Origin of the sequence: Enterobacter sp. YSU (assembly GCF_016082135.1) — a bacterium.
GTDB lineage: Bacteria > Pseudomonadota > Gammaproteobacteria > Enterobacterales > Enterobacteriaceae > Enterobacter > Enterobacter hormaechei_C.
The window spans coordinates 3805255-3824004 of the sequence record NZ_CP059487.1 but is presented as its reverse complement, the minus strand read 5'-3'; the positions used below and the strand labels follow the sequence as shown (position 1 = coordinate 3824004).

Annotated in this window: 20 protein-coding genes; 10 read left to right on the top strand and 10 right to left on the bottom strand. The window is 56.0% G+C overall.

Annotated elements, in window-relative coordinates:
• Positions 1 to 57 precede the first annotated feature (57 nt).
• The 3 genes from H2Z33_RS18410 to H2Z33_RS18400 all read left to right on the top strand — a co-directional run bounded on the left by H2Z33_RS18410 (position 58) and on the right by H2Z33_RS18400 (position 2736).
• Complete coding sequence (locus tag H2Z33_RS18410; RefSeq protein ID WP_017384253.1) at positions 58 to 411, top strand: DsrE/DsrF/TusD sulfur relay family protein; 354 nt, start codon at positions 58 to 60, stop codon at positions 409 to 411.
• 106 nt (positions 412 to 517) lie between these two features.
• The gene (locus H2Z33_RS18405) at positions 518 to 2302 is read left to right on the top strand and encodes a methyl-accepting chemotaxis protein (RefSeq protein ID WP_063134667.1); all 1785 of its coding nucleotides are present in this window, start codon (positions 518 to 520) and stop codon (positions 2300 to 2302) included.
• 194 nt (positions 2303 to 2496) lie between these two features.
• The gene (locus tag H2Z33_RS18400) at positions 2497 to 2736 is read left to right on the top strand and encodes a hypothetical protein (protein ID WP_015570352.1); all 240 of its coding nucleotides are present in this window, start codon (positions 2497 to 2499) and stop codon (positions 2734 to 2736) included.
• A 30-nt stretch (positions 2737 to 2766) separates the two neighbouring features.
• Here the strand turns inward: H2Z33_RS18400 and H2Z33_RS18395 are convergent, their stop codons facing one another.
• Both H2Z33_RS18395 and chaB read right to left on the bottom strand, forming a co-directional pair.
• Positions 2767 to 3462, bottom strand: coding sequence for a gamma-glutamylcyclotransferase (locus H2Z33_RS18395; RefSeq protein ID WP_017384255.1), 696 nt, complete (start codon positions 3460 to 3462; stop codon positions 2767 to 2769).
• Positions 3463 to 3639: 177 nt separating this feature from the next.
• A complete protein-coding gene (gene chaB / locus H2Z33_RS18390) occupies positions 3640 to 3870 on the bottom strand; it encodes a putative cation transport regulator ChaB (RefSeq protein ID WP_003856674.1) in 231 nt (76 codons plus the stop codon).
• A 268-nt stretch (positions 3871 to 4138) separates the two neighbouring features.
• Between chaB and chaA the strand changes: the two genes are divergently transcribed.
• Complete coding sequence (chaA, locus tag H2Z33_RS18385; protein ID WP_003856672.1) at positions 4139 to 5239, top strand: sodium-potassium/proton antiporter ChaA; 1101 nt, start codon at positions 4139 to 4141, stop codon at positions 5237 to 5239.
• Between the two features lie 105 nt (positions 5240 to 5344).
• On the opposite strand, the gene kdsA is transcribed toward chaA, so the two are convergent.
• From kdsA to hemA, 6 genes are read right to left on the bottom strand one after another with little or no spacing between them, the layout of a single operon-like run.
• The gene (gene kdsA / locus H2Z33_RS18380) at positions 5345 to 6199 is read right to left on the bottom strand and encodes a 3-deoxy-8-phosphooctulonate synthase (protein WP_003856671.1); all 855 of its coding nucleotides are present in this window, start codon (positions 6197 to 6199) and stop codon (positions 5345 to 5347) included.
• Positions 6200 to 6235: 36 nt separating this feature from the next.
• Entirely contained in the window at positions 6236 to 7045 is an 810-nt protein-coding gene (gene sirB1 / locus H2Z33_RS18375) for an invasion regulator SirB1 (RefSeq protein ID WP_063134669.1), read from the bottom strand.
• 3 nt (positions 7046 to 7048) lie between these two features.
• Positions 7049 to 7441: an invasion regulator SirB2 gene (gene sirB2 / locus H2Z33_RS18370; RefSeq protein ID WP_047731102.1), complete on the bottom strand. Its 393-nt coding sequence runs from the start codon at positions 7439 to 7441 to the stop codon at positions 7049 to 7051.
• Positions 7438 to 8268, bottom strand: coding sequence for a peptide chain release factor N(5)-glutamine methyltransferase (gene prmC / locus H2Z33_RS18365; RefSeq protein ID WP_063134670.1), 831 nt, complete (start codon positions 8266 to 8268; stop codon positions 7438 to 7440). Before prmC ends, sirB2 begins: the two co-directional genes overlap by 4 nt.
• Positions 8268 to 9350 (bottom strand): peptide chain release factor 1, encoded by a 1083-nt coding sequence (gene prfA, locus H2Z33_RS18360; protein WP_003856667.1) that lies wholly within the window; start codon positions 9348 to 9350, stop codon positions 8268 to 8270. The genes prmC and prfA overlap by 1 nt, the downstream gene beginning before the upstream one ends.
• A 41-nt stretch (positions 9351 to 9391) precedes the next feature.
• Positions 9392 to 10648: a glutamyl-tRNA reductase gene (gene hemA, locus H2Z33_RS18355; RefSeq protein WP_023296765.1), complete on the bottom strand. Its 1257-nt coding sequence runs from the start codon at positions 10646 to 10648 to the stop codon at positions 9392 to 9394.
• Positions 10649 to 10849: 201 nt separating this feature from the next.
• Between hemA and lolB the strand changes: the two genes are divergently transcribed.
• The 4 genes from lolB to dauA all read left to right on the top strand — a co-directional run bounded on the left by lolB (position 10850) and on the right by dauA (position 15204).
• Entirely contained in the window at positions 10850 to 11461 is a 612-nt protein-coding gene (gene lolB, locus H2Z33_RS18350; RefSeq protein ID WP_032669666.1) for a lipoprotein insertase outer membrane protein LolB, read from the top strand.
• Positions 11458 to 12327, top strand: a complete 870-nt coding sequence (ispE, locus tag H2Z33_RS18345; protein WP_032669665.1) for a 4-(cytidine 5'-diphospho)-2-C-methyl-D-erythritol kinase — start codon at positions 11458 to 11460, stop codon at positions 12325 to 12327. Before lolB ends, ispE begins: the two co-directional genes overlap by 4 nt.
• Before the next feature lie 125 nt (positions 12328 to 12452).
• The gene (prs, locus tag H2Z33_RS18340) at positions 12453 to 13400 is read left to right on the top strand and encodes a ribose-phosphate diphosphokinase (protein WP_003856663.1); all 948 of its coding nucleotides are present in this window, start codon (positions 12453 to 12455) and stop codon (positions 13398 to 13400) included.
• 124 nt (positions 13401 to 13524) lie between these two features.
• A complete protein-coding gene (dauA, locus tag H2Z33_RS18335; protein ID WP_063134671.1) occupies positions 13525 to 15204 on the top strand; it encodes a C4-dicarboxylic acid transporter DauA in 1680 nt (559 codons plus the stop codon).
• Here the strand turns inward: dauA and H2Z33_RS18330 are convergent.
• Together H2Z33_RS18330 and ychH are read right to left on the bottom strand one after the other, a co-directional pair.
• The gene (locus tag H2Z33_RS18330) at positions 15190 to 16248 is read right to left on the bottom strand and encodes a MerR family transcriptional regulator (RefSeq protein WP_063134672.1); all 1059 of its coding nucleotides are present in this window, start codon (positions 16246 to 16248) and stop codon (positions 15190 to 15192) included. The two genes, dauA and H2Z33_RS18330, sit on opposite strands and share 15 nt — an antisense overlap.
• A gap of 120 nt (positions 16249 to 16368) precedes the next feature.
• The gene (gene ychH, locus H2Z33_RS18325) at positions 16369 to 16644 is read right to left on the bottom strand and encodes a stress-induced protein YchH (protein ID WP_003856655.1); all 276 of its coding nucleotides are present in this window, start codon (positions 16642 to 16644) and stop codon (positions 16369 to 16371) included.
• Positions 16645 to 16918: 274 nt separating this feature from the next.
• Between ychH and pth the strand changes: the two genes are divergently transcribed.
• Both pth and ychF read left to right on the top strand, forming a co-directional pair.
• Positions 16919 to 17503 (top strand): aminoacyl-tRNA hydrolase, encoded by a 585-nt coding sequence (gene pth / locus H2Z33_RS18320; RefSeq protein ID WP_006810922.1) that lies wholly within the window; start codon positions 16919 to 16921, stop codon positions 17501 to 17503.
• 126 nt (positions 17504 to 17629) lie between these two features.
• Complete coding sequence (gene ychF, locus H2Z33_RS18315; RefSeq protein ID WP_003856650.1) at positions 17630 to 18724, top strand: redox-regulated ATPase YchF; 1095 nt, start codon at positions 17630 to 17632, stop codon at positions 18722 to 18724.
• The last annotated feature ends 26 nt before the right edge of the window (positions 18725 to 18750 follow it).

Sequence of the window (18750 nt, the reverse complement as noted above, 5' to 3'; positions counted from 1 at the left end):
ACGTATTCTTCGGTACGAGAAGCAATATTCGTGCCTTTTCAAAGAACAGGAGTCAACATGCAGAAGATTGTGATCGTCGCCAACGGTGCGGCCTACGGCAGTGAATCCCTTTTTAACAGCCTGCGCCTGGCAATCGCGCTGCGCGATAAGGAGAGTGAGCTGGAGCTGCGCCTCTTTTTGATGTCCGATGCCGTCACGGCCGGGCTGAAGGGGCAGAAACCCGCAGAGGGCTACAACATTCAACAAATGCTGGAGATCCTGACCGCGCAAAACGTTGCGGTCAAACTGTGCAAAACCTGTACCGACGGGCGCGGCATTACCGGGCTGCCGCTGATTGATGGCGTGGAAATTGGTACGCTGGTGGAGCTGGCTGAATGGACGCTTTCCGCCGATAAAGTATTAACTTTTTAATAATAACCCGCTAAAAATATTATTTTCTTATGGACGCGGTTTCAGCATCAAGTTTATCTGCACCGTTGCCGATAGGCATGGAAACAACACAGCAGGTATTACACTTATGTTCAGATCCATTCGCACCCGCATCATTGCCGCGACGACAGGCTGTCTGGTCGTCGCCCTTCTTCTTAATACCATTATTAACTTTCAGGTCACGCGCCAGGATAATCAGCAGTCGCAGCGCGATATTCTGACCAGCACCAGCGCCAGCCACAACATGGCGATTGCCGACTGGGTGAACAGCAAAATGACCGTCATCACCTCGGCGCAACCAGTCGCGCTCAGCGACGATCCGGTTCCGGTGTTTAAACAGCTTGCGCTGGCGGGTGGATTCACCAACGTCTACGTGGGTTATGCCAGCAAAACGGCTAAATTTTCTGACCCAACCGGGGTACCCGCTGATTACGATCCCACCCTTCGCCCGTGGTATCAGCAGGCCGTCAGCGCTGATGGCCCGGTAGTGACTGCACCCTATGTGGACGCGGGCACCGGGAAACTGGTGGTGACGTTCGCGGTACCGGTTAAAGAGCAAGGCGCCCTGAAAGCGGTGGTGGCGGGCGATGTGGCGATGGACAGCGTGGTGGCTAACGTGCGCGGTATTCACCCGACTCCGGCCAGCAGCGGACTGCTTCTGGACAGCAACGGCACCGTTATTGCCGGCAGCGATCCTGCGCTGACGCTTAAGCCTTTTACGGAGACGATCAAAGGGACCGATTTTGCCACCCTGAAAAGCGGCAACCTGGTTGACGGAACGTTTAACGGACGCGAAAAAACGTTCCTGGCCACCGCCGTACCGGGGACGCACTGGCTGCTGGTTGTGGCGCTCGATAACGGCGATGCCACCGCCGGGATGCGGTCATTGCTAAAAGCATCTGCACTGTCTCTGGCGATCCTCGCCCTGCTGAGCGGAGCCCTCATGCACCTCCTGATTGCCCGCCTGCTTAAGCGGCTGTCCGGTATCCGTGACGCGATGAACAGCATTGCCAACGGTACTAACGATCTGTCGCAGCGTCTGCCGGATAAGGGGGGCGATGAAGTGGCGCAAATTGCGCAGGCGTTTAACGCCTTCAGCGATAAGCTTTCTGTGGTGATGGTCCAGCTGCGTGATGCCAGCGCCTCAGTGAAAAACGCCGCGCATGAGATTGCGGCAGGCAATCAGGATCTTTCCGGGCGTACCGAGCAGGCGGCATCAAGCCTTCGCGAAACCGCCAGCGCCGTGGAAGAGATCACGGCCTCCGTTACGCAGTCAAACGAGTCGGCAGCAGAAGCGAATGAACAGGCTAGCAAGGCCTCTGCCGCCGCATCCCGCGGCGGCGACGTCGTCGCTCAGGCCATCAGCACCATGCAGTCCATCGAACTGGCTTCCGCGAAAATCGGCGATATCACCAGCGTCATTGACGGCATCGCCTTCCAGACCAATATTCTGGCGCTTAACGCCTCGGTGGAAGCGGCGCGTGCCGGGGAACAAGGCCGTGGGTTCGCGGTCGTTGCGGGGGAAGTACGTAACCTGGCCAGCCGCAGTGCTCAGGCGGCGAAGGAGATCAAATCCCTTATTGATTCCACCACCGAAAGCGTTGCAACCGGCTCCCGGTTTGTGCACCTTGCGGGCGACAGCATGGATGAGATCCGCGCCAGCGTCGGGAGCGTGTCAGGCATTATGCGTGAAATATCCATTGCCACCCGGGAGCAGATGAAAGGGATCCATGAGATTAACCACGCGGTGACTCACCTGGATCGCATGGTGCAGCAGAACGCCGAGCTTGTTGTACAGTCTGCTGCGGCGGCCAGCGCGCTGCAAAGCCAGGCGGGCGACCTTGCTGAGACCGCTGGCCATTTCCGCATATAATTTTTCCCGGGCGCGCGTTAAGCAGGGTAAACGCGCGTCCGCTGAAAGGTTTCAGGGATTTTGTCATTTTTGTTTAATCGTTGCGCCATTTTTTGATCGAAATCAGCATCCCACCCCTGCCCCTTTGGTGTTATGCAATGAGTAAATTGTGAACAACATCACGCTCGGGATGGGCAAAAACGACGGGGTATAAAATGGCACGAGTTAAAACGAGTCTGAAACTGTTTGGCGGGGATACGGTAGTGGTACGTTGCTCAGAGCGTTGCCGCATCCATCTGATGAGTACAAAAGGACAGAAGCAATCGCAGGCAGATATCCTTACCGTCCAGGACGATAAGGCCTGGCTGACGGTGCCTTACACCGGCACCTGGGATGTGCTGATCGACAGCCACAGCCAGTCGCTCGAACATTCCGTAAGTTACGTGGCGGCATAACAGTCAACGCCCGGCCAGCCGGGCGTATTATCAGGCAAAACCCGGCCGCAGCGTATTGCTGAGCGGGTTCCCTTCCAGCAGCGCTTTCACCTTCACCACCAGCTCACTCAGACAGTCGTCCTGCATGCCGAGACGCGTCAGCTCCTGATCGAGCGAGAAAAGGTACTGGGCGTTAGTGCCCAGCGGTCCGCTGGCGGCGGCAATCAGCGGGGCAATCACCTGGGTTCGGGTATCGGCTTCATACAGCGGGTGGCGCGGATCCATAATGAACACCAGCGCGTTGACGGTGCGCCCGTCATCCAGTTCCAGCTTGCACCAGCTGGGCATATAGCAGCCCGTGATCATCTCGCGCTTCCACAGCAGCGTCAGCTCATCTTCCAGCGTGGTATCCGGCAGCCGGTATGCCACGCCCGTGGTGCGCCCGCCCTCTTTTAGTGCAAGCATGCGTCCTGGCTGGCACGCGCTGCCGCGTCCGGCGGTCAGGCGCAAACAAAAGGCGCGGTGCCACCCAGGCAGCGTTCCGGTTGCTGATTCAACAAATTCGAGCGCCGGGTTCCACATCAGCGAGCCGTAACCAAAGATCCAGACCGGGCCATCATCCGGGCGGCAGGCCAGCGTTGCCGCAAGCGACGCCGCACGTTGTTCAGCCGACCACAGAAGCGATTCCTCAATAGCACCAAATGCCGTCTTACAATCTGCCTTCATCAAGAAATCACGCGTTAACACATTCCACCTCCGCCACTGCATGCTTCCTTGCGACATCTGTAATTCGCCTTCCCGGCATTCTGTGCTGTTCATTTTAACAGCAGTTGAGCAACGATAAGCAATTCGCGGGCCAGATGCAATACAGCGGCAGATCAACCGCCTGAAATGTCAAAATGGAGGCAGCGTGTTATTTGGCGGCTATTTCTTTTTGTGCCATTTATCATCGTCTCCTTTCTCATAGTCATTTTTCACGGCGGCCCAGGCCACCTTATGCGCCGTCTCTTCACGGCTGGCATCGTCCCGGCGATCTTCTTTATCTTTGTACTGATCCCAGGCGCTGTTAAAGGCTTCTTTGTAGATATCCTGAGCGTGGGCAGGCAATACGTTTTGCACGTTATCCGGTAATTCGCTTTTCGATTTGTATGGCATCGTTAACCTCTCTTTTGGCTAAAAGATAAGTGTGGACGACGATACGCGAGGGTGCCACCCGACAGAAAGAAATGAACAATATAAAAATGCAATTCATTGTTATTAAACCAAGATTTAATAGAGATAAGGCATTATAAGCCTCAGACATAAAAATTATAATAAAGGGTAAAATTAAGTAAAAAATACAGGGTATTTAACAGATTTCTGTTAATTTAATACCTTTAAAATCTATCTATAATTACAAGCACCTGCATTGTTGGAGAAACACATGACAGCAACACACGAGGCGGTAAAAACCCGCCACAAGGAGACCTCTCTCATTTTCCCGGTTCTGGCACTGGCTGTGCTGCTCTTCTGGGGAAGCAGTCAGTCATTGCCAGTGGTTGTGGGGATCAATATTCTGGCTCTGGTGGGTATTTTAACCAGTGCATTTAGCGTGGTACGCCATGCGGATGTGTTAGCCCACCGTCTTGGAGAGCCGTATGGGTCATTAATTTTAAGCCTTTCGGTTGTGATTCTTGAAGTCAGTTTAATTTCCGCATTAATGGCCACCGGCGACGCCGCGCCAACGCTAATGCGCGATACGCTCTACTCCATCATTATGATTGTTACCGGCGGCCTGGTCGGTTTTTCACTTTTATTAGGTGGTCGCAAATTTGCCACCCAGTACATGAACCTCTTTGGCATTAAACAGTACCTGATCGCCCTGTTCCCGCTGGCGATTATTGTGCTGGTATTTCCGATGGCGCTGCCGGGTGCAAATTTCACCACCGGCCAGGCGCTGCTGGTGGCGCTGATTTCCGCGGCGATGTACGGCGTGTTCCTGCTGATCCAGACCAAAACCCACCAGAGCCTGTTTGTTTACGAGCATGAAGACGACGGCGACGACGATGACCCGCATCACGGTAAGCCGTCGGCGCACAGCAGCGCGTGGCATACGGTTTGGCTGATCGTGCATCTGATTGCCGTTATTGCGGTCACCAAGATGAATGCGAACCCGCTGGAGGCGCTGTTAACTGAACTGAACGCGCCGGTCGCCTTTACCGGTTTCCTGGTGGCCCTGTTGATCCTGTCGCCAGAAGGCCTGGGAGCGCTGAAAGCGGTGCTCAATAATCAGGTGCAGCGTGCGATGAATCTGTTCTTCGGCTCCGTTCTGGCGACCATCTCCCTTACCGTTCCGGTGGTGACGTTGATTGCCTTTATGACGGGAAATGAATTGCAGTTTGCGCTGGGTGCGCCAGAGATGATTGTGATGGTGGCATCCTTGCTGCTGTGCCAGATATCCTTCTCCACCGGCCGCACCAATGTGCTGAACGGCGCGGCGCATATGGCGCTGTTTATTGCGTATCTGATGACGATATTTGCGTAATTTTTTTGCCGGGTGCGCTGCGCTTACCCGGCCTACGAAACCCGTAGGCCCGCGCAAGCGTAGCGCCGCCGGGCAAAGAAAAACCCGCCGAAGCGGGTTTTTTTATTAGTTGCTGGTATCCAGCTCGTCGAAGCTCTTCACCAGATCGTCAATCGCTTTGATCTGTTTCAGGAACGGCTCCAGCTTATCCAGCGGCAGCGCGGATGGACCGTCGCATTTCGCGTTAGCCGGATCCGGGTGCGCTTCAATGAACAGACCCGCCAGGCCGGTTGCCATACCGGCGCGCGCCAGTTCGGTCACCTGCGCACGACGCCCGCCAGACGCGGCGCCAAACGGGTCGCGGCATTGCAGGGAGTGGGTCACGTCGAAAATCACCGGGGACTGGTTAGAGACGTTCTTCATCACGCTGAAGCCCAGCATATCCACAACCAGGTTGTCATAACCGAAGTTTGAACCACGGTCGCAGAGGATCACCTGGTCGTTACCGCCTTCGATAAACTTGTCGACGATGTTACCCATCTGGCCAGGGCTCACGAACTGCGGTTTTTTCACGTTAATCACGGCACCGGTTTTCGCCATCGCTTCTACCAGGTCAGTCTGGCGAGCGAGGAACGCCGGAAGCTGAATCACGTCTACCACATCAGCCACGGGCTGTGCCTGAGACGCTTCGTGCACGTCGGTGATCACTTTCACGCCAAACGTCTGTTTCAGCTCCTGGAAAATCTTCATCCCCTCTTCCAGGCCCGGGCCACGGTAGGAGTGAATGGAGGAGCGGTTGGCTTTGTCAAAAGAGGCTTTAAACACGTACGGGATGCCCAGCTTTTGGGTCACGGTCACGTAGTGTTCGCAGATGCGCATAGCGAGATCGCGGGATTCCAGAACGTTCATACCGCCAAACAGCACGAACGGCAGGTCGTTTGCCACGTTGATATCACCAATGCTAACCACTTTTTGTTTCATAGGATCGCCTTATTCAGGTGTGAATCGGAATTAAGATTAATGCAGTGTAATGTGTTTATGCGCGATCGCGTTAATCTGCGCGCGGATCATCTCGCTGATCGGGTCTTCCGGACATTGCTCGACGAAATAATTCAAATCATTCAGCGCCACGTGCTCGCAGTCGAGCTGCGCATAAATCAGGCCGCGGTCGCGGATTTCGTACGGATCTTCCGGATTGAACTGCAACAGCACTTCGCTTGCGCGCAGAGCCAGCTCCATCTGACGCTCTTCCATCAGCGCAGACTTCAGCGTATCCAGGAGCTTGCGGATCACTTCGGCGTTATCGGCTTCATCGAGATCTTCATTGAACAGCTCAGCTATCGGGCTGATGTTGCCTTTCAGCCAGACGTCCAGCGTATGCTCATCCAGCGTGTCGCCGTTAAACGGATTGATTAACCACATCTCACCGTCCAGCCACTCCGCCCGCAAAATCATCTGCGTCGGGAAAATGACCGGCACCAGTGGAATATCCAGCTCGTGCGCAACCCACAGTAAAATGGCGCCCAACGCGACGGCACTGCCCTGACGATTTTTCAACACCTGGTCCAGCCACAGTGCGTCAGACAGGCGGTACACGCCTCGCGTGTCGCAGAAACCCCATTCGCCGTAGAAAAGCTCAATCAGCTTCTCTAATTGCCAGTCCTGCGGACGTGCCTGATTGATCTCTTCGCGCGCCAGGCTGACCAGATTCTCCAGTTCAGCGTAAACGTACTGTGACGTAAAATCGTCGCGGATCATCTCTGAAATCAGGATCATACCATCGCAGAGCGGCGCTTTGTTAAATTCGAAATCGGCTAAGGACCTCATGACTTACCCCAGTAACGGTATTCTTGTGGTGGCGAGTTTAATGATGATGTACAGCACCACCAGACCCAGCAAAAAGGCGATAAACCCTGTCTGCTGGCTGCGCGGACGATGACGCCCAAGCGCGATAAAACCCAAAACGATGTAGATGATAACGCCAAACAGCTTTTCAGTCAGCCATGCGCCTTTATCAGTAAATGGCAGATAGCCGGTTTTCCACATTAACCCGGCTCCGGAAAGGAACAGCACCGTGTCGATACAGTGCGGGGCAATGCGTACACAGCGGGCGTTAATTAGCGGATTGTTGCTGTAGCGCCACCAGTAGCGGGCAATGAAAAAGCCGATGGTCAGGGCAACGGAAATCAGGTGAACGGAGATCAGCAGCGTAAACAGGCTCATGACCACTGCCCCAGCGTCAGACGTTCATTGCCGCCGTAATCCCGGCAGGTTTCCACGGCAGCGTATCCGGCACGCGTAAACAGCGCTCGCACCGCCTCTCCCTGCGTCCAGCCATGTTCCACCAGCAGCCAGCCACCGGGAAGCAAATATTGTCGTGACGTTGTCACAATGTGATCGAGATCCGCAAGTCCCTGATTCGCAGCGACCAGCGCGGTCAACGGTTCAAAACGCACGTCGCCCTGCGCGAGATGCGGATCGTCTTCGTCGATGTAGGGCGGATTGCTGACAATCATTTCGAACATGCGGCTTTCAAGCGCGGCAAACCAGCTGCTTTGCAGAACGGAAACATTGTTCAGCCCCAGCCGTTCAACGTTGCGCCGCGCGAGGGCGACCGCATCAGGCATCACGTCTACCGCCGTCACGGTGCAGTCCGGTCGCTCGCTGGCAAGCGCCAGCGCAATCGCGCCGGTGCCAGTACCGAGATCGAGGATCTGACACGGCTGCGCCGGTAACCGCGCCAGCGCCTGCTCCACCAGACACTCGGTGTCCGGGCGCGGGATCAGCGTGGCCGCTGAAACGTACAGCGGAAGTGACCAGAACTCGCGTTCGCCAACCAGATGCGCCACCGGCTCGCCGGTTTTACGGCGGGCAAGCAGCGCCTCCAGCTGCGATTGCTGTTCAGCGGTCAGCGCGGTTTCGCCGAAAGCCAGCAGATACGTGCGGGCTTTACCCGTCACATGCTCAAGCAGAATTTCGGCGTCGCGCTTCGGGCTTTCACTTGCAGAAAGCTCACTGGCGGCATGGCGTAACCAGCGCTGAAAATCCATTAATCCTGCTCGGACAGTGCCGCCAGCTGGTCGGCCTGGTATTCCTGCACGATAGGCTCAATCAGCATATCGAGCTTGCCTTCCATCGCCTCATCCAGACGGTAGAGCGTCAGGTTGATGCGATGGTCGGTTACGCGACCCTGCGGGAAGTTATAGGTACGGTTACGGTCGCTACGATCGCCGCTGCCCAGCAGGTTACGGCGGGTAGAGGCTTCCGCCTGCTGGCGTTTCGCCATTTCCGCCGCGTGGATACGGGCGCCCAGCACGGATAACGCTTTAGCTTTGTTCTTGTGCTGGGAACGTTCATCCTGACACTCAACCACAATCCCGGTGGGCAGGTGAGTAATACGGATAGCGGAGTCGGTGGTGTTAACGTGCTGACCACCTGCCCCTGAAGAGCGGAAGGTGTCGATGCGCAGATCCGCCGGGTTGATATCCGGCAGTTCCGCTTCCGGCAGCTCCGGCATCACCGCCACCGTACAGGCTGACGTATGAATGCGTCCCTGAGATTCTGTCGCAGGCACGCGCTGCACGCGGTGACCGCCGGATTCAAATTTCAGTCGACCGTACACGCCGTCGCCGCTGATCTTGGCGATAACCTCTTTGTAGCCGCCATGCTCGCCTTCGTTGGCGCTCATGATCTCCACGCGCCAGCGACGGGATTCGGCATACCGGCTGTACATACGGAACAGATCCCCGGCGAACAGCGCCGCTTCGTCGCCACCGGTACCGGCGCGGACTTCCACAAAGGCGTTACGCTCATCATCCGGATCTTTCGGCAGCAGAAGCACCTGAAGCTGCTGCTCCATCTCTTCTGAACGCGCTTTTGCGTCCTGTAACTCTTCCTGCGCCATCTCGCGCATCTCAGGATCGTCGAGCATCATCTGCGCGGTTTCGATATCTTCCTGGACCTGTCGCCAGTCGGTAAAGCATTTTGAAACATCACTTAACTGCGCGTATTCACGCGACAGCGCGCGAAAACGTTCCTGGTCGGCAATGGTCCCGGCATCACCGAGCAGCGCCTGGACTTCTTCATGGCGCTCGTGCAGAGCTTCCAGTTTAGCGACGATAGAAGGCTTCATAGGCGTAAATGCACCTTGTCTTAGAAAATGGGTATAGGGCGCTATTCCAGCCCGAGGCTGTTGCGCAGAATAGTCAGGCGTTCATCGTCCCCGTCACGGGCAGCCTGCTGAAGAGATTTGGTTGGGGCATGGATCAGGCGGTTGGTCAGTTTCCAGGCTAAATCCTGCATAATCGCCTGCGCGTCGCCGCCCTGTTCAAGGGCCGCTAACGCTTTGGCCGTCAGGTCATCACGCACCTGCTCCGCCTGACCGCGGTATTCGCGGATGGTCTCGCTGACGCTTTGCGCGCGCAGCCAGGCCATAAATTCGCTGGTTTCCTGTTCAACGATGGTTTCCGCCTGCACGGCCGCCGCCTTACGCTGGGCAAGGTTGTGCGAAATGATGCTTTGCAGGTCATCCACGCTGTACAGGTAGGCGTTCGCCAGTTTGCCCACTTCCGGTTCGACATCACGCGGAACGGCGATATCCACCAGCAGCATCGGCTGATTGCGGCGGGATTTCAGCGCACGCTCGACCATCCCTTTCCCGATAATCGGCAGCGGGCTGGCGGTAGAACTGATAATAATGTCCGCCTCTTTCAGACGTTCATCGATGTCGCTCAGCGCAATCACCTCAGCGCCCACTTCATCTGCCAGCACCTGCGCACGTTCGCGGGTGCGGTTGGCGATGATCATCTTCTTCACCTTGTGTTCGCGAAGATGGCGCGCCACCAGCTCGATGGTTTCGCCCGCCCCCACCAGCATTACGGTGACGGTCGACAGGGATTCAAAAATTTGACGGGCAAGGGTACAGGCCGCGAAAGCAACCGAAACCGCACTGGCGCCAATGTCGGTTTCGGTTCGCACACGCTTCGCCACGGAGAATGACTTCTGGAACATTCGTTCCAGTTCGCTGGCTTTCAGATGCCCTTTCTGGGAATCGGCGAAGGCTTTTTTCACCTGGCCAAGGATCTGCGGCTCGCCCAGCACCAGAGAATCCAGACCGCTGGCCACGCGCATCAGATGGCTGACCGCATCGTTATCCTGATGCCAGTACAGGCTGTTGCGCAGCTCTTCTTCGTTGAGGTTGTGGTAGTCACACAGCCAGCGGATCAGCGCCTCGTGCAGGTTGTCCTGCTCTTCTACGCTCAAATACAGCTCGGTACGGTTGCACGTCGACAGCACCACGCCACCCTGCACCATCGGCTGTGCAAGCAGGCTGTCCAGCGCCAGGTCGAGCGTATCCGGCGAAAACGTAACGCGTTCTCGCAGTGAAACCGGGGCCGTTTTGTGGTTAATACCGAGTGCTAATAGGGTCATGTTGAGCGGGAGTAGTACCAGCGTTAATAAGGTTAGCAGGACGCATCATACAGGATGCGCGAGATCAATAAAAGAGACTGCCCCCTTTCGGAGTAATAGCTTACGCCACGCTTTGAGATAATTTGAACGTAGACGGTGGCACCCTTCAACGCTAGCATTAACAGTTATAACTGCAACGTATCTCAAGGATTTGTCATCATTATGACCCGAATGATTCGCCTGCTGCCTCTGGCGGCCCTGGTTCTGACCGCCTGTTCCGTTCATCAGCCGAAAGGCCCGGGCAAAAGCCCTGACTCACCGCAGTGGCGCCAGCACCAGCAGGACGTGCTGAAATTAAGCCAGTACCAGACCCGCGGTGCATTTGCTTATCTCTCTGACGAACAAAAAGTTTACGCTCGCTTCTTCTGGCAGCAAACGGGTCAGGACAACTATCGCCTGCTGCTGCTGAACCCGCTGGGCAGCACCGAGCTGGAGCTTAACGCGAAGCCTGGCGAAGCGCAGATCACCGATAACAAAGGCCAGCACTACACGGCAACCGACGCCGAAGAGATGATTGGCAAGCTGACCGGAATGCCGATTCCGCTCAATAGTCTGCGCCAGTGGATCCTCGGCCTGCCGGGTGACGCAACCGACTATATGCTCGACGATCAATACCGTCTGAGCCAGGTGAACTACACCCAGGGCGGTAAAACCTGGAAAGTGGTGTACAGCGCGTATGACAGCAAGACGCAACCGTCGCTGCCGTCCAATATGGAGCTGACGCAGGGTAGCCAGCGTATCAAGCTGAAAATGGACAACTGGATCGTTAAATGATGACCCACTGGCCCTCTCCCGCAAAACTGAACCTGTTTCTCTACATTACCGGGCAGCGCGCTGACGGCTATCACACCCTGCAAACGCTGTTTCAGTTTGTCGATTACGGCGACACCATCTCCATCGAACCGCGTCAGGACGGGCAGATTTGCCTGCTGACGCCGGTCGACGGCGTGGCGCATGACGATAACCTGATCGTGCGCGCTGCTCGCCTGCTGATGAAAACGGCGTCGACGTCGGGTCGTCTGCCGGCGGGAAGCGGTGCGGATATCCGTATCGACAAACGCCTGCCGATGGGCGGCGGTCTTGGCGGCGGCTCATCAAACGCCGCGACCGTACTGGTGGCGCTTAACCACCTCTGGGGCTGCGGTCTGACGACGGACGAACTGGCAGCGTTAGGGTTGACGCTGGGCGCCGATGTACCGGTGTTTGTGCGCGGCCACGCGGCGTTCGCTGAAGGTGTCGGTGAAATCCTCACGCCGGTCGATCCGCCGGAAAAATGGTATCTGATCGTTCACCCCGGCGTGAGCATTCCTACCCCGGTCATCTTTAAAGATCCTGACCTGAAAAGAAATACCCCGGCACGGTCAATAAAAACGTTATTAAATTGTGAATTCAGCAACGATTGCGAGGTTATCGCAAGAAAACGTTTTCGCGAGGTTGATGCGGTGCTTTCCTGGCTGTTAGAATACGCGCCGTCGCGCCTGACCGGTACAGGGGCCTGTGTCTTTGCTGAATTTGACACCGAAACCGCCGCTCGTCAGGTGCTTGAGCAAGCGCCGGTTTGGCTGCATGGTTTTGTAGCACGCGGGATGAACACCTCCCCCCTACAGCAGGCCATTCTGGCGCAGACTGAGTTTCGGTGACAACGTCACCCTGTTCCAGACGTTGCATCGCGCTCTTTAATACACCGCCTGGATAGCGTTTGCTTAGGCCCCGCAGTTTGCGGCGAACGCTATCCACCACTGGACGCATGCCTGAGGTTCTTCTCGTGCCTGATATGAAGCTTTTTGCTGGTAACGCCACCCCGGAACTAGCACAACGTATTGCCAACCGCCTGTACACTTCCCTCGGCGACGCCGCTGTAGGTCGCTTTAGCGACGGCGAAGTCAGCGTACAAATTAACGAAAATGTACGCGGTGGTGATATTTTCATCATCCAGTCCACCTGTGCTCCAACGAATGACAACCTGATGGAATTGGTTGTTATGGTCGACGCGCTGCGTCGTGCTTCTGCTGGCCGTATCACTGCTGTTATTCCTTACTTTGGCTATGCACGTCAGGACCGTCGCGTCCGTTCCGCGCGTGTGCCAATCACCGCTAAAGTTGTCGCTGACTTCCTGTCCAGCGTCGGCGTTGACCGCGTACTGACGGTTGACCTCCACGCAGAGCAGATCCAGGGCTTCTTCGACGTGCCGGTTGATAACGTATTCGGCAGCCCAATCCTGCTGGAAGACATGCTGCAACTGAATCTGGACAACCCGATTGTGGTTTCTCCGGACATCGGCGGCGTGGTACGTGCTCGTGCTATCGCGAAGCTGCTGAACGATACCGACATGGCGATCATCGACAAACGCCGTCCGCGCGCTAACGTTTCTCAGGTGATGCACATCATCGGTGACGTGGCTGGCCGCGACTGCGTGTTGGTGGACGACATGATCGATACCGGCGGTACGCTGTGTAAAGCCGCTGAAGCGCTGAAAGAGCGTGGTGCGAAACGCGTATTCGCTTACGCCACTCACCCGATCTTCTCCGGCAATGCGGTAAATAACCTCCGTAACTCCGTCATTGACGAAGTTGTGGTGTGCGATACCATTCCCTTGAGCGACGAGATCAAAGCGCTGCCAAACGTGCGTACGTTGACTCTGTCCGGGATGCTGGCCGAAGCGATTCGTCGTATCAGCAACGAAGAATCGATCTCTGCAATGTTCGAACACTGATCGAACACGGCCAAAAAACCCGCTACGGCGGGTTTTTTTGTTTATAGTATTTATTTGTATGACTTATGCCTCCTTCACCTGCCATTCACATGACAGATGATGCGCACACGGATGATAGATAATTGTGAAAAACGTAACCTCCTCACATGTTCTGCCCTTTCGCGCCCTCATCGACGCCTGCTGGAATGAGAAATACACATCGTCACGCTTTGTTCGTGACCTGATAGCCGGGATCACCGTCGGGATTATTGCCATCCCGCTGGCGATGGCGCTGGCGATTGGTAGCGGCGTCGCGCCGCAGTACGGGCTGTACACCTCGGCCGTTGCGGGGATTGTGATTGCGCTGACGGGCGGGTCCCGCTTCAGCGTCTCCGGCCCGACTGCCGCCTTTGTGGTGATCCTCTACCCGGTTTCCCAACAGTTTGGTCTGGCAGGCCTGCTGGTTGCCACCCTGATGTCCGGCATCTTTTTAATTCTGTTTGGTCTGGCCCGCTTTGGTCGCCTGATTGAATATATTCCCCTTTCCGTAACGCTGGGGTTCACCTCGGGGATTGGGATTACCATCGGGACCATGCAGATTAAGGATTTCCTCGGCCTGCAAATGGCCCATGTTCCGGAGCACTATTTACAGAAAGTGGGCGCGCTGTTTATGGCGTTGCCGACGGCCAACCTGGGCGATGCAGCCATTGGCATCGTTACCCTCGGCACACTTATCGTCTGGCCTCGCTTAGGCATTCGTCTCCCGGGGCATCTGCCCGCTCTGCTGCTGGGCTGCGCGGTGATGGGCGTTGTCAACCTGCTCGGTGGACAGGTCGCCACCATTGGCTCCCAGTTCCACTATGTTCTGGCGGACGGCTCACAGGGCAGCGGCATTCCGCAGCTGCTGCCGCAGCTGGTTCTGCCGTGGGACATGCCGGGCTCAAGCTTCACCCTAAGCTGGGATTCCCTTCGCGCTCTGCTGCCTGCCGCGTTCTCCATGGCAATGTTGGGAGCGATTGAATCCCTGCTCTGCGCCGTCGTGCTCGACGGCATGACCGGCACTAAGCACAAAGCCAACAGCGAGCTGGTCGGCCAGGGCTTAGGGAACATCGTTGCACCGTTCTTCGGCGGTATTACCGCTACGGCTGCGATTGCCCGTTCCGCCGCGAACGTACGTGCGGGCGCGACATCACCGGTTTCGGCGGTCATTCACTCCCTGCTGGTGATCATGGCGCTGCTGATCCTTGCCCCGCTGCTTTCATGGCTTCCACTCTCTGCCATGGCTGCGCTGCTGCTGATGGTGGCCTGGAACATGAGTGAGGCGCATAAGGTGGTTAACCTGCTGCGCCGTGCGCCGAAAGACGACATTATCGTGATGCTGATCTGCATGTCGCTGACCGTACTGTTCGATATGGTTATCGCCATCAGCGTCGGCATTGTGCTGGCCTCGCTGCTCTTTATGCGCCGCATCGCGCAGATGACGCGTCTCTCCCCGGTTAACGTTGAGGTGCCTGACGATGTGCTGGTGCTGCGCGTGATTGGCCCGCTGTTCTTCGCCGCAGCGGAAGGTTTGTTCAGCGATCTGGCGTCCCGCATCGCGGGCAAACGGATTGTGGTCCTGAAATGGGATGCCGTCCCGGTGCTGGATGCCGGCGGTCTGGATGCCTTCCAGCGCTTTGTTGCCCGCCTGCCGGAAGGCTGTGAACTGCGGGTGAGTAACCTTGAATTCCAGCCCCTGCGCACCATGGCGCGCGCGGGCGTGCAGCCGATCCCTGGCCGATTGTCCTTCTACCCTAACCGTGAAGCTGCATTAGCGGATCTGTGAGTCATCTGATGCAGAGACGCGTCTTTGCATCATCACCCCGATCGCCTGCTGGAGCCATTCAAGCACGGCAGGCGTCATCCACGTGCCCTTCATCAGATGCGGCTCCTGCTGCATGGCGAGGCGAAATTTTTGCTGGGTCTGCGGGTTTGTTCCCGCATAGGACTGGAATAAAACCAGCCAGTTTTCTGCCAGCTTTTGCGCATCGTCAGAAGCGGGACTGAGATTATCCCGCTGCGCCTGATGCAGCTTCGCCACCAGCGGCGGCCACTCCATCATCCGCTCAAAGTAGTGCGCCCGGGTAAAGGCCATCTCTTCGGCAGTGAGATATTTCTCCCAGATGCTGAGCTTTGATTCGGCAAACGCCCGCGTGATGTAATCAGTTATCTCCGGCGTAATGCCGGTTTGCTCCTGCATCTGCGGCTCCACGCTGTGCATCTCGTTCAGACGAGTCAAAAATTCCGGTTTGCCTGCGGTATCCTGCTCCAGGCGTTCCATCCACCGTGAAGCCAAATCGGTCGCCCGCGCGTCCGTGACGCTGACGTTCTGTTCCAGCAAGTGTTTAACCTCCGTCACCAGCCCCGACCAGATATCCGCCAGCGCCTCTTTCTCTACCGCAAACGGCAGTTGCTGCAACTCTTCTTTGCTAAACCAGCGATCGTACATATTCATTAACTCCAGAGTCTGTAGCCAGGATTCCAGATCCGGCGTCGCATCGTCGGTCAGCCCGGTACGCAACTCCACCAGCCGGTTGCGCAGCGTATGGATACTACGCAGTTGCTTGTCCAGCAGAGTGATTTGCCCGTCGAGTAATTCGGCTAATGACAGCGAACGCTGTTCCAGAAAATCCCTGATTTCGGCAAGCTCCAGCCCGGCTTTTGCCAGCGTCTGGATCATATGCAGACGCTGCACATCCGCCAGGTTATAAAGCCGGTAGCCTGCCGCGCTTCTGGCAGAAGGTAACAACAGCCCTGTTTGCTCGTAGTGATGCAAAGTCCGCACGGTGATCCCGGCACGTTTCGCCAGTTCACCCACCTGTATCAACATAACGGCTCCTTTTGTTCTGCCAGTGTCGTTACTCTGGAGCCTTACGTTACGTGAGGGTCAATGCGTCATGCAAAAAAAAACGACTTCAGATGAAGTCGTTTCGGTGTTCTTTATGGGGCACTAGCTATGCTTGCGCTGGTCGCGGCGGCATCGTTTATCGTAATGGCGCACCCACCAGTATTTATCGCAGACTTCCTCATGTCCGCTCACGCGCGCCCCGGCGAGCCACAATACCGCACCTAGGAAGATACTCAGCACCGCGCCATGCGCAAAGTATTGTGGGAGGTCAAGCTGCGGTAATTGGTTTAAGATTGAATAACCGACACCGGCGACCATCACGAACAGTCCCAACCCCATTAGCACGTTACCGAGCATTGAAGCGTTTTTGCGTTTCATATGTCACCTCCGGAACTTTGGGTTGTCAGGGGAAAAGCCCCTTCTCCTTGTGTGTAAAGTATAGACAACGCCTCTTATATGAGTTGCGTGAATGATCACATTTACAGATCACTCCCGGACAAAAATTTACAAATAAGACATTGAACAGCTTGAAATTCTAATTGTTCAAAGAGGAAATTATTCGCATTTCGGTGTACCGCAGGCAGAACTTTGTCAAGCGGCGCGCCAGACAGTAAACTACGCGCCAGATCTGGAACCCATTAGGAAGTAAATCGTGACGATTAAACTGATTGTCGGCCTCGCCAATCCGGGCGCAGAGTATGCCGCTACCCGCCATAACGCCGGTGCCTGGTATGTTGATCTGCTGGCGGAGCGTTTGCGCGCTCCCCTGCGTGAAGAACCCAAGTTTTACGGGTATACCTCACGCATCAATCTTGCGGGTGCTGACGTGCGGTTGCTGGTGCCAACCACCTTTATGAACCTGAGCGGCAAAGCCGTGGCGGCCATGGCAACGTTTTATCGCATCAATCCGGATGAGATTCTGGTGGCCCACGACGAACTGGACCTGCCGCCAGGCGTGGCGAAGTTCAAACTGGGCGGCGGTCATGGCGGCCACAATGGTCTGAAAGACATCATCAGCAAACTGGGTAATAACCCTAATTTCCACCGTTTGCGCGTGGGAATCGGCCATCCGGGCGATAAAAACAAAGTTGTTGGTTTCGTACTGGGTAAACCACCGGTTTCTGAGCAGAAGTTGATTGACGAAGCGGTGGACGAAGCGGCCCGCTGCACCGAGATTTGGCTTCAGGATGGCCTGACAAAAGCCACCAATCGACTGCACGCTTTCAAAGCGCAATAATCGGCGCCCTGGGGCTTTTTTACCGCGCGTCGCGCGGGTTACGTGTATAATAGGCGTAGTTATTTACTTTTCTTCAATCGGTTATCGTTAACGGATTGATTATCAAGATATTAAGGTGATTTAGAAATGGGATTCAAATGCGGTATCGTCGGTCTGCCAAACGTGGGCAAATCCACCCTGTTTAACGCGCTTACCAAAGCGGGTATCGAAGCGGCGAACTTCCCGTTCTGTACCATCGAACCTAACACCGGCGTTGTACCAATGCCGGACCCGCGTCTGGACCAGCTCGCGGAAATCGTGAAACCGCAGCGCATTCTGCCAACCACCATGGAATTCGTGGACATCGCGGGCCTGGTAAAAGGCGCATCCAAAGGTGAAGGCCTGGGTAACCAGTTCCTGACCAACATTCGTGAAACCGAAGCGATCGGCCACGTTGTGCGCTGCTTCGAGAATGACAACATTATCCACGTTAACAACAAAGTGGATCCGGCTGACGACATCGACGTCATCAACACCGAGCTGGCGCTCTCTGACCTCGACACCTGCGAACGCGCGATTCATCGCGTGCAGAAGAAAGCCAAAGGCGGCGACAAGGACGCGAAAGCGGAACTGGCTGCGCTGGAAAAATGTCTGCCACAGCTGGAAAACGCGGGCATGCTACGCGCGCTGAAAAACTTGACTGACGAAGACAAAGCGGCGATCAAATACCTGAGCTTCCTGACCCTGAAGCCAACCATGTACATCGCCAACGTTAACGAAGACGGTTTCGAGAACAACCCGTATCTGGACAAAGTGCGTGAAATCGCTGCGGCGGAAGGTTCTGTGGTGGTAGCGGTTTGCGCTGCCGTTGAATCTGATATTGCAGAGCTGGACGACGCCGACCGCGAAGAGTTCATGGCCGAACTGGGTCTGGAAGAGCCGGGCCTGAACCGTGTGATCCGCGCGGGCTATGAGCTGCTGAATCTGCAAACCTATTTCACCGCTGGGGTGAAAGAAGTGCGTGCGTGGACCATCCCTGTAGGTGCGACTGCGCCTCAGGCGGCCGGTAAAATCCACACCGACTTCGAGAAAGGCTTCATTCGTGCGCAGACTATCGCGTTTGAAGACTTCATCACCTACAAGGGTGAGCAAGGCGCGAAAGAAGCAGGCAAGATGCGTGCGGAAGGGAAAGATTACATCGTTAAAGATGGCGACGTGATGAACTTCTTGTTTAACGTTTGATTTGTTTTGAATGAAAAAAAATCCAC

Coding starts and splice junctions, on each gene's coding strand:
- sirB2 (WP_047731102.1), bottom strand. CDS start 7,441: ATGAGCCTGTTTACGCTGCTGATCTCCGTTCACCTGATTTCCGTTGCC.
- H2Z33_RS18405 (WP_063134667.1), top strand. CDS start 518: ATGTTCAGATCCATTCGCACCCGCATCATTGCCGCGACGACAGGCTGT.
- ychH (WP_003856655.1), bottom strand. CDS start 16,644: ATGAAACGCAAAAACGCTTCAATGCTCGGTAACGTGCTAATGGGGTTG.
- kdsA (WP_003856671.1), bottom strand. CDS start 6,199: ATGAAACAAAAAGTGGTTAGCATTGGTGATATCAACGTGGCAAACGAC.
- sirB1 (WP_063134669.1), bottom strand. CDS start 7,045: ATGAGGTCCTTAGCCGATTTCGAATTTAACAAAGCGCCGCTCTGCGAT.
- chaB (WP_003856674.1), bottom strand. CDS start 3,870: ATGCCATACAAATCGAAAAGCGAATTACCGGATAACGTGCAAAACGTA.
- prfA (WP_003856667.1), bottom strand. CDS start 9,350: ATGAAGCCTTCTATCGTCGCTAAACTGGAAGCTCTGCACGAGCGCCAT.
- ychF (WP_003856650.1), top strand. CDS start 17,630: ATGGGATTCAAATGCGGTATCGTCGGTCTGCCAAACGTGGGCAAATCC.
- H2Z33_RS18400 (WP_015570352.1), top strand. CDS start 2,497: ATGGCACGAGTTAAAACGAGTCTGAAACTGTTTGGCGGGGATACGGTA.
- ispE (WP_032669665.1), top strand. CDS start 11,458: ATGATGACCCACTGGCCCTCTCCCGCAAAACTGAACCTGTTTCTCTAC.
- H2Z33_RS18330 (WP_063134672.1), bottom strand. CDS start 16,248: ATGTTGATACAGGTGGGTGAACTGGCGAAACGTGCCGGGATCACCGTG.
- prmC (WP_063134670.1), bottom strand. CDS start 8,268: ATGGATTTTCAGCGCTGGTTACGCCATGCCGCCAGTGAGCTTTCTGCA.
- H2Z33_RS18410 (WP_017384253.1), top strand. CDS start 58: ATGCAGAAGATTGTGATCGTCGCCAACGGTGCGGCCTACGGCAGTGAA.
- chaA (WP_003856672.1), top strand. CDS start 4,139: ATGACAGCAACACACGAGGCGGTAAAAACCCGCCACAAGGAGACCTCT.
- lolB (WP_032669666.1), top strand. CDS start 10,850: ATGACCCGAATGATTCGCCTGCTGCCTCTGGCGGCCCTGGTTCTGACC.
- hemA (WP_023296765.1), bottom strand. CDS start 10,648: ATGACCCTATTAGCACTCGGTATTAACCACAAAACGGCCCCGGTTTCA.